Raw genomic sequence first — 15,030 nt, 5'->3', positions numbered from 1 at the left:
GAGCACCAGACCGGCGGCTTGCTGTTTGAACTCGGGGGAAAACGAACGACGTTGCTTCGGCATCAGACACCTCTCCATGGCGAGCATTCTCGCCTAAATCAGTGTCTGGTTTCATTAGACCACTACAGATTGGACGATGGCAGCGCCAACGACCGTACCAAATGCGTCCATCTCGAAGATCTGGATTTTTCGAATTGGATTGGTCTAGATGCGACAGACCCTCTTGGAGCTAGAATAAATGCAACGCTAGCTAGTCTCGACAAGCGCGACATCTCACCCGTCATCGTGGTGAAGACCTACTATCTAGCTCGGGCGCTTGTCGAGTGTGGCGTGGGTTTTACTATCATTGATGAGTACACCGCGAGGGGGATGGGCGGCCGTAGCTCAATCAGCGACATCGAACCCGCTTTCTCAATCGGCGTAAGCACAATGACGCCGGCAAGCACCGCTGGCACGCATGCCTTGAAGGTGTTCGTCCAGCAGCTCGCCGAACGCATGGTGAAGACGTAACGATCGACATCACCGATAGTGCAGTCGTTCGCAAGCTGCCGATCATTGTGAATAAGGCAACGCGACGTCGTATTTGCATCGCCTCATTCACTTCGCGTTGCTGTCGCCCCTAGTGTGTACAAAAGAATCACGAAGCCAGACCATGTTAACTCAGTACACAGCTATCTGACGCAGGCAAAGGAGCGCGCCCCCCCTCACCGATTGTGCGGCGGCGTCAATCGAGAGTGATGGGCCACTTCGGAAGGACGGCTTTCCGGTAGGTCAACTGGTCGTAGCGTGGAGTCGCTGAGCCGGGGGCGCCGACATAAAGTACCCGGGTCGAGATAGTGGAGAACGAAGCATAGAAATGCTGTGCCGACTTCACGACAACGACCTTCTTGCTGGCAATGTCACAGCCAAGGCCCGTGAAAACATCTACGTTGATTGCTTGGGTCCGGACGGAAATAAGCACGCACTCGACGCCTTCGATATCAATCAACGCAGAATCGCCAACAAGCAGGGGTTCGCCTGTCTGCCCCGTCATAACGTGGTCCCGCTTCAGCACTTTCACCAAACAAGCGGCATCGACCGGATCACCGGACATCGGGCTAATCTTCCCGCCAATCCGCAGGGACATGCGCGCGCCAACTCCCGCACTGAAGGCCATCTGCACGGCGATAGGGTCCCAGAGCGGACCAAGAGCAGCGTTGGAAATTTTTCGCTCAAGCAACCGTTTGAGAATGAAGGTAGAGTCTCCCGCCGCCCCACTGCCCGGATTGTCCGCTCGGTCGGCAAGAATGGCTGGCGTAGGCCCCTCGGCCAATGCGATGTCCAGCGCGTCGTCGACGGAAAGATAGTTGACACGCAGCTTGTCGCGCAGCGAAATCAACTCGTCCGCCAAATTTTTTGCCAGTGTTTGTGCAGCGGCCTTGTCGCTGTCCGTGTACACGAGGACCTTCGTGCCCATCGAAGGCACGTCGCCGGTCGCGAATCCTTGGATAGCGGAGAGCGAAAGCACACCGTCTTTGCCTTCCATCGCGCTTAGTTTGTCCACGAAGCTGCGGCCCGGATCTCTCGACGTGTGGATGGGCACGACCATCTTCGTGTCGACTACCGCCGCAACGGGCTGAATCTCGCCAGCAAACGCCTTGACACAAAGGTCCACGAGTTCGACTGCCCGTTCTTTGATATCCGTGTGAGGGTATTCTTTGTACGCAATGAGCAAGGTGGCGTTGTCAACCATTTCGCTGCTCAGATGGGCGTGCGGGTCGAGCTCGGCGCCAATGACTGCGCTTGGTCCAACGAGTTGGCGAACGCGCGCGATGAGGTCGCCTTCGCAGTCGTCATAGCCATCAGCGACCATTGCCCCATGAAGCCCCAGCAGCACAATGTCGACCGGCAAGACCCTTTTCAGGTCAGAAAGCAACTCGTCACGCAAACTCTCATATGCCACGCGAGTCGTTAGGCCGCCGGGCTGAGCTCCCGTGAACATTCCCTCGAGCAACGTCCAGCCTTCCTCGCGAGCGCGCTCCCTCGCGATAATCAGAGGCGCGGCATACCGGGTCATTTGTTCGGGATGCTGCCCTGCGGGATAGTAGCCGCCTGCCCGGAACTCATCGAGGCCGGTCGGCAACGGTGAGAAAGTGTTGGTTTCAGTCCCAATCCCGGCGCAGAAGACTCGCATCATTCCCCCTTTTTCGCACTGCAAGTGCGGCAATCCATAATAAATGGGCGCTATCGCGCCCGCGTCGATCAAGTGTGCTCCCCGGACGAAACCGAGACAAATGAAAAAACGAACGGCGCCTTAACCTCTAGTTATGCCGAAGCGCACCAGAATGTATGAGGTTTGCTGCCTGCGACATCCGAATACGCCTAACGACCCACCCGCATAACTTCCAGCTATGCCCGACATCATATTTTCATTAGACGCGTTAATTTGGATTGAGCACATTGTATGTATGCAGATGTGCGAAGGGCGTGTCGTCTGCTACCCAATAAGTTTCGGAGACAGTGATGGGAGATCGGTTTAGTCGGGCACAGAAGACCGCAGTGATAGCGGGCCTGTTTCTCGCGTGGGTGGTCGGCTACGCTGACCGCATTCTCATGAGCGTAGCGCTCGTGCCAATTTCGCATGAGTTCGCATTGTCGGCCCGCGAGGCGGGAATGCTTCTGAGCGCATTCTACTTTAGCTACGCGATCATGCAACTTGCGGGCGGGTGGCTTTCTGACCGGTACGGTTCGAGAATCGTCGTGGTCGTCTGTATCGTGATGTGGTCGATCTTTACGGGTGCCACGAGCCTCGCATGGTCCTTCGCATCTCTGCTGGTTATCCGGTTCATGTTCGGCATCGGTGAAGGTAGTTTTTCCCCTGCGAGTTCCGTAACGGTAGCGGAAGTTTTTCCCAAAAAGCAGCGTGCGCGTGCAAAGTCCTTTCTTGTTTCGACGACATTCTTGGGCAGCGCAGCCGGTTCGGCGATCATCGCGACCTCTGTGAACAAGCTCGGCTGGCGCGGTGCTTTCGAGATTCTTTCAGTCGTTGGCGTCGCTGTCGCGGTCATTCTCTGGGTTAGCTTGCGCAGCGGCATTGGCGCACAAAAGGAAGCCAATGCCGATCGCCCTCGTATTATCTGGCGCTCCGTTCTTCGGTCGCCGCTGGCGTGGAAGCTTACAGCAGTCTGGTTTTTCACCAGCGCGCTTCATGTCGGTGTTCAATCGTGGATGCCTACGTACCTGATGACGAACTATCACATCAGCCTGAAGCAAGCCGGATTTGCCCTGGTCGTCCCGAACCTTCTTGCCTTCATCGGTGCAAACGCCGTTGGCTTTCTCCTTGACAAGCTTGACCGGCGCTTTGAAAAAGGCTGTCTCGTCGTTGGCTCCGCGCTCAGCACGGTCTTTCTGGTATTGATGATTACGACCACGCAAGTCTGGTTGCTGATCACGTACTGGACGCTTTTTTCGCTGTCCTTCAACCTGGTTTATGCAACGGTTTTTGCCACTCCTTTGCGCCGCGTTCCAGAGCATCTCATCGGCAGTACGTCTGGCCTGATGAACTTTGGTGGCCAAATGGCTAACTCCATCTTTCCAGTGACAATGGGTGCACTTATCACTGCCTCTGGCGGCGCTTTTTTCTCCGCGTTCTATCTACTTATTGCGGTAGGTGTGCTCTCCATCGTTGCATCGCTGATGTTCAAGGTGCCAAACGACAACAGTTCATTTTCCGTCTCCGAAGAGCTTGTGCGGAAAGCGCACTGACGCGCAGGAAAAAGCGGTTCAGGGTGCAGCAAATCTGTTGATGGAAAACCCCGATGTCGCGCTTCGCAATTTGCCAGCCAGGAGCAAACCATTTGCTGCTGCGATTGGTATGCGAAGCGCGGCCATGGCGGGCCGGGCTCGCGATAGTCTCTCTCGTGATAAGACCCGGTGATTTCGGAACGTTCCTGTGCTCCAAGGGAAGCACGCACTAGCTCAAAGCAAACTCAATCACGTGTTACCTACCGCTGGAGATATCGGTTAGCGCTCCATTTTTTCAAAAAAAATTAGTAGTCCATATATTTATGTATTTAAACCGTTTGGAGAAAAAATACACATGAATCAAAATAAAAATGCGCTGGGTAAGCCTTTATACGTGTTGGGTGCTGCCGCTGCGATCGGTCTGTGTGGCGCGCCGGCGTCGGCAAACGCTGAAAGCAGCGTTACGCTTTACGGCATCGTCGACGTTGGTATTGCCTACGTGAACAACACCACGACAGGAGGCTCGCAGACTGCACTTGCCTCCGGGAATTTTTCAGGTTCCCGGTGGGGCTTGAAAGGCGTCGAGGATCTCGGTGGAGGTGCCAAAGCGATCTTCGATCTCGAGGACGGCTTCAATGTGAATGATGGCACTACTGCGCAATCCACGAAAGGCCTAGGCACCAATCCGACGACGACTGCACGGCTTTGGGGACGTCAAGCATGGGTCGGGTTGGCCTATAAGAACCACCAGTTGACGTTCGGCCGGCAGAACACGCTGCTCTTTGACCAGGCGATCTCCTTCGATCCGTTTGGTGCAGCAACGCGTTACTCCTCGTTGGCAGTCGATTCCGCCTTTGCAGGACGGGCCGATGATTCGATCAAGTATGTCGGCAAGTTCGGCCCGATCACCGCCGCGGCAATGTACAGCACGCGCTACGATACCGGCTATGGCAGCGAAGTTCCAGGCGCGGAGCTAACCGGGCGCCTCTTCAGCGGCTCACTCACCTACGCCTCTGGGCCACTCGCAGCGAGCGTTCTGTACGAGCAGCGCAACAGCAATACAGTGGCCACGAATACGGACACAGAAAAGCGTGCCTCAGCGGCCGCGACGTACACGTTCGGGCCGGTGAAGGGTTTCGCTGGATATCGTTATCTCTGGACCAACAATGCTTTCCTGCCGACCAATCCGATCGCGGTGAAAAACGGTTCGGATGTTACAACTGCCAGCATGTTCTGGGCCGGCGCTCAATATTTTGTCACACCGGCATTCGCGCTGACCGGAGCGGCCTACTACCAAGACGTGCATGCGACCAATGCCGATCCGTGGATGGCCGTTTTGTCCGCCGACTATTTCCTCTCGAAGCGGACCGACCTGTATGCAAACGCGGCCTTCGCGCGCAACAAGAATGGTTCCAACCTCGGGGTCACCGGATACGGAACCGCTGCTCCGGGCTATGACCAGACTGGGTTCGTGGTTGGCATCAGGCACAAGTTCTAAGGAAACAAAGGCCGGCGCTGCAGTTCACTTCGAACAAGTGCCGGCCAGGTGGCCGCTCACGCAACTACCGTTGGCGCTATTCCAACGGCCTGAGCGCTACAGAGAAAGCGTTACGAAGCTCTGTTTGATGGAGCGAGAGATGATGCAGCTCGTCACTTGCGATTCACTGATCTATGGATTTTGCATCCGCTTTGCGAGTTGCTGCGTTAGTACCTTAAGGGCTTGCGTTCCAGGATTGCTCGACGAAGTCATAACATACACGCCGATCGACATCTCCGGCTGGAGTTGGACCACGGGGCTACTTCCCCCGGCAGCCTTGGCGGTAAATTCGTCAATTATTGTGAAGCCCATTCCGCTATCCACGAGCGCCTTCGCAACGTAGTAGGTCTTGACTTCAATCATGGGTGCGCAATTGCGCATGTCCAGACTCGCGAGCGTGGAGTTTATTTTTAATCCCAGTGGATCAGTAGAATCCAAGCCTATCCACTTGCTAAAGTCCAAGTCGACGAGATGGACTGGTTCCTGACGGTTTTCGTAACCCGCGCCTATAGGTCCTACGAATACGGCTCGCGCCTTGCCGAGCTCCTCGATGGCAATTCCCGCCCTTGCAGTTGGCTCAAAAGCGACCGCGACGTCGATCTCCTGAGCTAGGAGCAGCGCCGAAAGAGTTTCGTTGTTCTCCGTGCGCAGACTGATAGAAACGCCCGGACAGAGGCGTGCAAAGTCGGCGACGGCCTGCGGAACAGGGCCTAAGCCAAGGCTGGGGATACAGCCTATACGCAATAGGCCCCCCGGATGAGACAAGAGATTGCGAGCAAGATTCCTTACCCTTTCAAGGCTCGAGTACAGGCTCTTCGTTTCTTGGAAGAGCAGGATCGCTTCGGGAGTCGGCTTGAGACCGCCCGGCAAACGCTTGAAGAGAGCTATGCCAAGACTATGCTCGGCCTGCGCAAGTATTTTGCTAGCTGCGGGTTGTGAAATGCTCAGAAGGTCAGCCGCTCCGGAAAGCGAACCGGCCTGCATGATTGCATGAAAGATCTCGATATGGCGGAGACGCATATTGATACCAACAACGAAGATGATTAGCTCGCAGGCAAGCTTCTGGCTCCTTGGGAGTGGAGAATGCCGACTCGTTCATACCGCGTCGCTATCAGACGAAAAGAAGGGTTCTATACGAACGAGAGAAATCGTCGGGAACGAGGTCTCCCGAACTCTTCGGCAGAGCGTCGAGTACTTTAACCTTGCACTTCAGCGACCGATGCAGGGATCATCGATCTCGATATTGAGCAACGCAGAACTCATGGATTTCCCGTGTGCATCGAGCGCGAGCGAGCGCGTGACGCCGCCCCCTAGTGCATGACGAAGGACAAAATTTAATGCACCGAGAAGCGGCAATTCATAGCGCTGGACATCACCTTTCACAACGTCCCCGAGATGTGCTTTTACGCGCTCGGGCGTTAACTGATCGCGAAGATGAGCGTAGTGCGTCGAGTCATAACAGATGACTGACACATTCAACGTGTTTCCTTTATCGCCTGTGCGGCCATGGGCAAGTTCACGAAGCTTCACCGAATTACTCCACAAATTCAAAAGTAGGAGACAGATATTCACGGGGCAACAACACGGACTGCACAGCAATTACTTCGCGTGTTGCCTTGCTCACCCCGCCGCCGCCAGCGGGACCATTGGTGTAGAGCGTCTCGACTTCGTTGCCAATGCGCGCTGCATCTCTAGCGTTCGACACTCGTCCGGCAACGCGTACTCGCACCTCGAAAGGCTCGTTATACGAACTACTTATTGATTCGCCATATAGAGCGTTGATGCCGATGAGATCAAAGCGCAACTCGCTAGTGGGAACACCCGTGAGCGCAAGACGCTCGCGAACGATCTCGAGCGCAAGGCGTGCACGCGCTACCGCACCGGGGCCACCGTAGGAGATCTGCCCCTCGCCTATATAGCCGTCAACATACGCAACAGAGACCTTCAGAGTATCTGTGGCAGGGGATCCGCGTCCGCCCGAAATACGTACGCGGTCGTGGGCTTCCTTCGTGATGTTGATTTGCGAGAAATCAGCGACAACGTCGGGCTGGAAATATCGGCTTGGATCATGGATCTCGTAGAGCAGTTGCTCCTTGCACGTTGCCTCGGTAACACAGCCGCCGGACTGAGGTATCTTCGTAATGACAACCGTACCGTCGTCGCTGACTTCCCCAATGGGAAAGCCAAGAGTTGCGAGACCGCTGACGTCTTTGTAGCCCGGATCAGCAAAATAGCCACCCGTCACTTGGCCGGCGCACTCAAGAAGGTGGCCAACAGCAGTGGCCTGTCCAAGCGTATCCCAATCGTTCATGCTCCAGCCGAATTCATGGATCAGCGGCGCCACGAAGAGTGACGGGTCGGCCACGCGACCCGTCAACACAATGTCCGCCCGTGCAGCCAGAGCGCGAACAATGGGGGCTGCGCCGAGATAGGCGTTCGCGGAGACAATCCGGTCCGCGTATGCCTTCACTTCGTCGCCCGTTTCCTCGAAGCACAGCCCGGATTCCAGTACCGCATCAAGAACGTCGTCACCGGTGACGGCTGCGATTCTCAAACCCTCAATGCCGAGCGAGCGTGCAATCGCAGCCGTCTTGCGAGCAGCTGCGCGCGGGTTTGCTGCACCCATGTTGCTAACGATACGCACGCCATTGGCGACTGCTGTCGGCAGTACCGACCTCATGCGCGCTTCAAGTAGGGGGTCGTAGCCAAGCTCAGGGTCATTCCGACGCGCCTGCTGTGCGAGGGCAATCGTACGCTCCGCCAAGCACTCGTACACGAGATAGTCGAGTGCGCCATGAGTCGCAAGCTCGACCGCGGGTTCGATGCGATCACCAGAGTAGCCCGCGCCCGCGCCTATTCGCACGCGTCTGTGAGAGGAAGTCGTTACCACGGCAAGAGTACCTCGAAGCGTTGTTGAAAATGACAGATGTCCGGAAGATCGCCGGCTAAATGAACCGGGATCGCTGGCCGATAGAACTCAATGAAGCAACACTGCTGCGCCTTGCTTTTTGATGTTCACCAGCGTAAGTTAAGAGAAGCAATTACACAATTGAAATGATTTTATTGAATCAATAACAAATTGTAATTTAATCCATGGACGTAAACCTCCGGGACATCCGCGCGCTTGTAGCTGTGGTCGAGGAAGGCAACTTCACGCGTGCCGCAAAGCGCCTGCACCTTTCACAGCCAGCCTTGACAGTTCAGATACGGCGACTCGAAGAGGCGATCTGTACGCGCCTGCTAGACCGCAACAGCCGCAATGTCGCCCTGACGCCTGCAGGGCGCGAACTGTTGCCGCTATTGCACAGGTCATTGCGCGAAATGGAGAACGTACTTCGGGACGCGCGCGCGCTTGGGGATGGCAAGAGCGGCACCATACGCATCGCCTGCCTTCCGACATTTGCGGCAAGCGTTCTGCCAGAGTTGATTTTAGAGACGAGGCGGGATGTCCCTCGTGCAGAATTCTTGATTCGGGACGTTGTAGCTGGGATGGTGAACGCTCTTGTGCAAAGCGAAGAAGTCGACATCGGCCTCACGGGTGGAGAAATCCTCGATCCGTCGTTGGAGACGCTGTACACCGGGGTCGACAGGCTAGTTGCCGTTTTGCCCAAATCGCATCCACTAGCGAAGAAGCGCCTCGTAGATCTTAAGCAACTCGTTCAATCCCCACTCGTCCTTATGGCGCCCGGTACTGGCGTTCGCGCGGTGGTTGACGCGGCGCTTGGAACGTTGCGCAATGTGACGGAGGTCGCATCCGAGCCTACCTACATGACAACCGCCGTAGCGATGGTACGCGCGGGACTGGGTGTGACGATTCTGCCGGAGAACTCGCGAGAGGTGCGAACAGAGCCCAGTCTTGTGATTAGGCACATCGACGATGCTGGCTTTATTAGGCCGCTTGCCATCGTAAAGAAACGCGGAAGAACACTACCGCCTCTGACTGAACGGTTTGTAGAGGCGATGCACCAAAGGTTAGTGACGAAAGACGTGGATTGCTCGCATTGACTGAGTGAGGCCCATTGACCGCATACGAAGTCGCGAATGAAGTAAAAAGGAGGACAAATTGCACTTTCGTATGGTTACAGGAAACCTCCTTGGTTATGCGATTTTCGGACATCGTTTCACTCTTGAGCGCGATGTTTTCATTGCGTGTTGGTGGAGCTCGGGAATCCAGTAGGAGACACGAACTCCAGCACGCGTCGGAGACCTTCGGCAATGACTTCGTCGACGCGTGCGATCCCCGCCGACCGACAGGCTGGGTAGCGTCGATGAATAGCGTATAGGAAGATGGAAACGAATTTCGAATCCAACGCAGTCGGCGCCGGAGATGCCGAGAAGGTCCACCGGAATCCGGCGATCATTTGATGGTCGTTTTGTGGGTCGCAGAAAAACAAAACCCCGCAGAGCGTTGACTCTGCGGGGTTCCACCGCCATTTCTGGCGGAGACGGAGGGATTCGAACCCTCGATCCAGGTTTTGGCCCAGATGCTCCCTTAGCAGGGGAGTGCCTTCGACCTCTCGGCCACGTCTCCCAAACTTTCTGTCGCACAGGGAGTCAGTGCGACGAAGCCAAGATAATAGCGGGCCGTGCCGATAAGGTCAATGTCTGGAGAACATTTTTTGTGCCAGCAGCGAGATGAGCGACATAATCTGTTCACATCGGCGGCACAAAACAAACGGGGCGCTTCCGCGCCCCGCTATTTCCGCAATTTACGCCTGATCCAGTTCGAACGCCTTATGCAGCGCGCGCACCGCGAGCTCCATATACTTTTCGTCGATCAGCACCGAAATCTTGATTTCGGACGTCGAGATCATCTGGATGTTGATGCCCTCTTCCGACAGCGTGCGGAACATCTTGCTCGCGATGCCGACGTGCGAGCGCATCCCCACGCCGACCACCGACACCTTCGACACCTTCGGGTCGCCCAGCACCTGCTCGGCCTGCACATGCGCCTTCACCTGGTTGCTGAGAATGTCGATCGCGCGCTGGTAGTCGCCGCGGCCGACCGTGAACGTGAACGCCGTCTTGCCGTCGACGCTCTGGTTCTGGATGATCATGTCGACGTCGATATTCGCGTCCGCCACCGGGCCGAGAATCTGATACGCGATGCCCGGCTTGTCCGGCACCCCCATCACGGCGATACGAGCTTCGTCGCGCTGGAACGCGATGCCCGAGATGACTGCTTTTTCCATGGTCTCGTCTTCTTCAAAAGTAATCAGGGTGCCCGACTTCATTTCGTCGCCGAGCGGCATCAGCGGATCGGTCAGGCTCGACAGCACGCGCGTCTTCACCTGATATTTGCCGGCGAATTCCACCGAGCGGATCTGCAGCACCTTCGAACCCAGGCTGGCCATTTCCAGCATTTCTTCGAACGTCACGCGATCGAGCCGGCGCGCTTCTTCGACCACGCGCGGGTCGGTCGTGTACACGCCGTCGACGTCGGTATAAATCAGGCACTCGTCGGCCTTCAGCGCAGCCGCCACCGCGACCGCCGAGGTGTCCGAGCCGCCGCGGCCGAGCGTCGTGATATTGCCTTCGGGATCGATACCCTGGAAGCCGGTGATCACCACCACCTTGCCCGCTTCGAGGTCGCGCAGCACGCGCTCGCCGTCGATTTCGCTGATGCGCGCCTTCGTGAACGCGCTATCGGTCTTGACCGGCACCTGCCAGCCTGCATAGCTGACCGCGTCGACGCCGGCTTCCTGCAGCGCGATCGCGAGCAGACCCGAGCTGACCTGCTCGCCCGTGGCGGCGATCATGTCGAGTTCGCGCGGGCTCGCCTGAGTCGTGATTTCTTTCGCGAGGCCGAGCAAGCGGTTGGTTTCGCCGGACATTGCCGACGGCACGACGACCATCTTGTGGCCGGCCTTGTGCCATTTCGCGACGCGCCTGGCGACGTTCTTGATGCGCTCGACCGAGCCCATCGAGGTGCCGCCGTATTTATGTACGATGAGTGCCATTGTCGTTCTGAACTGGAAGAGAAACCGCGCTGGCGCGCTGGAGACGACCGCACAGAAAGCACAGGGGCGACGTCTCGTGAACGGCGGCAAGTGTATGGCGGCGTAGATGCAGCGCGCGTGCAGCACGCGCGGATTTGCCCGGGAATGAGATCGCTAATGGCGGGTCGGAACTGGACGGCAACGACGGATCACGCTCGCAAACCGGTGACAGCGACAAAAGCGACGGCGAAATCGGGTCGGGCAAACAAGCTAAAGTACCTGATTAGGCGCAAAAAGACAAGCCACGAGGACCGTTCAAATGCGTCGAATCGGGCTTGCAGGAGCCTGTTTTGCGTGGATTTACGCCCTATTTCACCACTTCGTCTTTTGCGTGCGTGAATCGCAGCCCCCTCGCGAACCCAACGTGCACCCATCGCGCGATCGTCCAACCGCTCAGGCAATCAGCAGGTCTTCGCGCCAGATGATCCGCACGCGCGCCTCGTCCGCAGACACAGCTTCGCCCAAGATCGCGCGATTCACGCCGATGTGCGGCACGAACAGCAGTTCATCGCCGACATAAAGCAGCGGCACGTCGCGCTTCCATGCCGGAATGCCGCGCTCCTGGAACAGGTTCTTCAGCGTTCGGCTGGGTGCCGCGGGCGAACCCATGCGCATACGCTCGCCGCCGCAGCGCGCCCGCGCGCTGAGCGAAGCGCGCTGAAGCACAGCGATGGAAACGATGTCCGCGGATTCGACGTGCTTATTCGAGGCTGAGTTGTTCGAAGCGTTGGCGTTGGCGTTGGCGGTGACGTCATCGGCGGTGGCATCCAGCAAGGCGAACACGAAGGTGCCGCGCCACTGCGGCAAATACCAGACTTCCTGCCCCTGCCACACGAGTTCGCTGACCTCGCGCTCGACGAGCGCGGTTTCGTCGGCGGGCTCGCTGCTGTCGCCCGCTTCCCAGTAGACGACCCCGCGATAGCTGCGCAACGCATGCCCCGCATGATCGACACGCAGACGATGCCCGTCCTCGCTCGCGCCGGCTTCGCGCAACTGACGCAGCGCATCGGCAAGCCGCGCGCTCGATGCCGCGACGAAACCGAGCGTGCGCATCCAGTAGCGCAGCAGGTTCAGCGCGCGCTCGTCGTCGAGTGCGAGCAGCGCGTGCTGTGCAAGCGCGCGTCCCTCGTCGCGCGAAGCCGTTTCCATGTCGATGCGCGCGAGCGTATCGAGCAGACGCTGCGCCGAAGCCGCGTGCGCAGCCGTGCGGGCCAGCGCATCGCGAAAGCCGGGAAAGTGGACCGCGAGTGCCGGCGTCACTTCATGGCGCAACGCATTGCGCGCGTAACGCGTGTCGGCATTCGATTCGTCGTCGATCCAGCGCAGTCCGCGCGCGCGCGCGTAGCGCTCGATCTGCGCGCGCAGCAGATGCAGCAACGGCCGCACGCGCGTCGCCACGGCATTCGACGGCAGAAACTCCGGCGCCATCGCCGCCAGTCCCGCCAGCCCCGCACCGCGCAGCAACTGCAGCAACACGGTCTCGGCCTGGTCATCGGCATGCTGCGCGAGCCATAGCGTGCGAATGCCACGCGCCGCGCACATCGCATCGAGCGCGCGATAACGCGCATCGCGCGCGGCGGCTTCGATGCTCACGCCCCGCGTGCGCGATACCTCGACACGCTGTGCTTCGAATTCGACACCGCGTTCGTGCGCAAACGTCTCGCAGTGCGCAAGCCATGCATCGGCGCGAGGGCTCAATCCGTGATGCACATGCAATGCGACCACCCGCGACGCACCCGCGACGCGCACTGCCGCATCGAGCAGCACGCTCGAATCGACACCGCCGCTGAATGCGACGGCGATGCCCGCGCAGCCATGGGATACGTCCGCTGCATGGGACACCTCACGCCCATCAAGCGCGGACAGCGCCGCGCCGAGCGCCTCGATCACGAGGCGCTCGGCGGATGGGTCGGCGGTAGTGGTCACGTCGTGAGCGCGGGAAGCGCCGGTGGACGAAAAAGGTTGACGAAAGAAGCAGGCCAACGCGCGCGGGCTTAGGCGCCCGGCGTCGTTTCCTTGAATTTGCCGTACGCCATCAGCCGTTCGAAACGGCGTTCGCGCAGGTCGTGGGTGCTCATGCCCTGGAACTGGCGCAGCGAATCGGCAAGCGCACGGCGCAGCATCGCGGCCATGCCCTTCGGATCGCGATGCGCGCCGCCGAGCGGCTCGTTGACGATCTTGTCGATCAGCCCCAGCGCCTTCAGGCGATGCGCGGTCAGGCCCAGCGCTTCGGCCGCTTCCGGCGCCTTGGCGGCACTCTTCCACAGGATCGACGCGCAGCCTTCCGGCGAAATCACCGAGTAGGTCGAGAACTGCAGCATCAGCACGCTGTCGGCCACCGCGATCGCGAGCGCGCCGCCCGAGCCGCCTTCGCCGATGATCGTCGCGATCAGCGGCGTCTTCAGTTCGGCCATCACGTACAGATTGCGGCCGATCGCTTCGGACTGGCCGCGCTCTTCCGCGCCGATGCCGGGATACGCGCCCGGCGTGTCGATGAACGTAAAGATCGGCAGGCCGAATTTCTCGGCGAGGCGCATCAGGCGCTCGGCCTTGCGATAGCCTTCCGGACGCGGCATGCCGAAGTTGCGCAGCGCGCGCTCCTTGGTGTCGCGGCCCTTCTGATGACCAATCACCATGCAGGCGTGGCCGTTGAAACGCGCAAGGCCGCCGACGATCGAGAGGTCATCCGCGAAGCTGCGGTCGCCATGCAGTTCATGGAAATCGGTGAACAGCTCGCTCACGTAGTCGAACGTGTACGGGCGCTGCGGATGACGGGCGATTTGCGAAACCTGCCACGGTGTGAGGTTCGCGTACAGATCTTTGGTGAGCTGCTGGCTCTTCTTGGACAGCCGCTCGATCTCTTCCGAAATATCGACGGCCGAGTCGTCCTGCACGAAGCGCAATTCTTCGATCTTCGCTTCGAGTTCAGCGATCGGCTGTTCGAAATCCAGAAACGTGGTCTTCATTGGTTGTAATCCTTGGACTTGCCGGGCAGCGCGTATTCTAACCGCGCGCGCCGATGTCAAAGCCTTTTCGCAACTATCGATATCGCCTGCGCGATAGTCTTTGAAACGCGGCCTCGTTTCCTGTTCTCTCAGTAGTCGACCGGCAACGGATCGAGACTACGCCACATATACCAGGTCGCGACAGTGCGCCACGGCTCCCAGTTCGCGGCAACCTCGCGCGCCTCGCTGCGCGTGACCGGTTCGCCGCTGAAATAGTTGACGCTGATCGCGCGGATCAGGCCGAGGTCGTCGAGCGGCAGCACGTCGGGACGCGACAGGTTGAAGATCAGGAACATCTCCGCGGTCCAGCGGCCGATGCCGCGAATCTGCGTGAGTTCGGCGATCACCGCTTCGTCGTCCATCGAGGTCCATTTGCCGACGTGCAACGCGCCCGACACGAAATGCTGCGCGAGATCGAGCACGTACTCGGCCTTGCGCTTGGACAGACCGCACGCGGTCAGCTTTTCGGGACCGAGCTTGAGGAACTGCTGCGGCACGAGCTTCGGACACGCGGCTTCGACTCTCGCCCACACGGCCTGCGCGGCCGCAACCGAAATCTGCTGGCCGACCACCGAGCGCGCGAGCGTGACGAACGGATCGCCGCGGCTCAACAGATGCACGGGGCCGAACTTCGGAATCAGCTTCTTGAGAATGCGATCGCGCTTGACGAGGTCCGCGCATGCCTTGTCCCAATACGCAGGGCGCGTGACTTCGGGCGCGAGACCGCCGATCTGCACCGGCACCGCGACTTCGCTCGCGAGCGCGA

At 58.7% G+C, this 15,030-nt stretch carries 12 protein-coding genes and 1 tRNA gene; 4 read left to right on the top strand and 9 right to left on the bottom strand.

Features of this window, described 5'->3' with window-relative positions; translation table 11 throughout:
* Positions 1-510: LysR substrate-binding domain-containing protein (locus tag G3N58_RS31870; protein ID WP_241017311.1), on the top strand; the 510-nt coding region annotated here is incomplete at its 5' end.
* 214 nt (positions 511-724) lie between these two features.
* On the opposite strand, the gene G3N58_RS31865 is transcribed toward G3N58_RS31870, so the two are convergent.
* Complete coding sequence (locus G3N58_RS31865) at positions 725-2,173, bottom strand: M81 family metallopeptidase (protein WP_205989657.1); 1,449 nt, start codon at positions 2,171-2,173, stop codon at positions 725-727.
* A 329-nt stretch (positions 2,174-2,502) separates the two neighbouring features.
* Here G3N58_RS31865 and G3N58_RS31860 point away from each other — a divergent pair, with 329 nt between their 5' ends.
* Both G3N58_RS31860 and G3N58_RS31855 read left to right on the top strand, forming a co-directional pair.
* Complete coding sequence (locus G3N58_RS31860) at positions 2,503-3,744, top strand: MFS transporter (RefSeq protein ID WP_205989648.1); 1,242 nt, start codon at positions 2,503-2,505, stop codon at positions 3,742-3,744.
* Between the two features lie 334 nt (positions 3,745-4,078).
* The gene (locus G3N58_RS31855) at positions 4,079-5,221 is read left to right on the top strand and encodes a porin (protein ID WP_206001170.1); all 1,143 of its coding nucleotides are present in this window, start codon (positions 4,079-4,081) and stop codon (positions 5,219-5,221) included.
* 171 nt (positions 5,222-5,392) lie between these two features.
* On the opposite strand, the gene G3N58_RS31850 is transcribed toward G3N58_RS31855, so the two are convergent.
* From G3N58_RS31850 to G3N58_RS31840, 3 genes are all read right to left on the bottom strand, one after another.
* Positions 5,393-6,280 carry a LysR family transcriptional regulator gene (locus tag G3N58_RS31850; protein WP_205989650.1) on the bottom strand — a complete coding sequence of 296 codons (888 nt, stop codon included), beginning with the start codon at positions 6,278-6,280 and terminating at the stop codon, positions 5,393-5,395.
* A gap of 189 nt (positions 6,281-6,469) precedes the next feature.
* The gene (locus tag G3N58_RS31845; RefSeq protein WP_205989651.1) at positions 6,470-6,790 is read right to left on the bottom strand and encodes a hypothetical protein; all 321 of its coding nucleotides are present in this window, start codon (positions 6,788-6,790) and stop codon (positions 6,470-6,472) included.
* A gap of 4 nt (positions 6,791-6,794) precedes the next feature.
* A complete protein-coding gene (locus G3N58_RS31840) occupies positions 6,795-8,150 on the bottom strand; it encodes an acyclic terpene utilization AtuA family protein (protein WP_206001169.1) in 1,356 nt (451 codons plus the stop codon).
* A 203-nt stretch (positions 8,151-8,353) separates the two neighbouring features.
* Here G3N58_RS31840 and G3N58_RS31835 point away from each other — a divergent pair, with 203 nt between their 5' ends.
* Positions 8,354-9,265 carry a LysR family transcriptional regulator gene (locus G3N58_RS31835; RefSeq protein WP_206001168.1) on the top strand — a complete coding sequence of 304 codons (912 nt, stop codon included), beginning with the start codon at positions 8,354-8,356 and terminating at the stop codon, positions 9,263-9,265.
* Between the two features lie 432 nt (positions 9,266-9,697).
* Here the strand turns inward: G3N58_RS31835 and G3N58_RS31830 are convergent.
* The 5 genes from G3N58_RS31830 to G3N58_RS31810 all read right to left on the bottom strand — a co-directional run.
* Positions 9,698-9,791: transfer RNA gene (locus G3N58_RS31830), tRNA-Ser, on the bottom strand.
* A gap of 178 nt (positions 9,792-9,969) precedes the next feature.
* Positions 9,970-11,220: an aspartate kinase gene (locus tag G3N58_RS31825; protein ID WP_167045030.1), complete on the bottom strand. Its 1,251-nt coding sequence runs from the start codon at positions 11,218-11,220 to the stop codon at positions 9,970-9,972.
* A gap of 432 nt (positions 11,221-11,652) precedes the next feature.
* The gene (gene tilS, locus G3N58_RS31820) at positions 11,653-13,185 is read right to left on the bottom strand and encodes a tRNA lysidine(34) synthetase TilS (protein WP_206001167.1); all 1,533 of its coding nucleotides are present in this window, start codon (positions 13,183-13,185) and stop codon (positions 11,653-11,655) included.
* Positions 13,186-13,253: 68 nt separating this feature from the next.
* Entirely contained in the window at positions 13,254-14,225 is a 972-nt protein-coding gene (locus G3N58_RS31815) for an acetyl-CoA carboxylase carboxyltransferase subunit alpha (protein ID WP_167045024.1), read from the bottom strand.
* A gap of 128 nt (positions 14,226-14,353) precedes the next feature.
* The coding region (locus G3N58_RS31810) for a DNA-3-methyladenine glycosylase (protein WP_206001166.1) at positions 14,354-15,030 on the bottom strand (677 nt) is incomplete at its 5' end.

The sequence above is a fragment of the Paraburkholderia sp. Ac-20342 genome, from assembly GCF_017104985.1.
Lineage (GTDB): Bacteria > Pseudomonadota > Gammaproteobacteria > Burkholderiales > Burkholderiaceae > Paraburkholderia.
The sequence above is the reverse complement of the archived record's forward strand: the minus strand, read 5'-3'. Positions and strand labels throughout refer to the sequence as shown.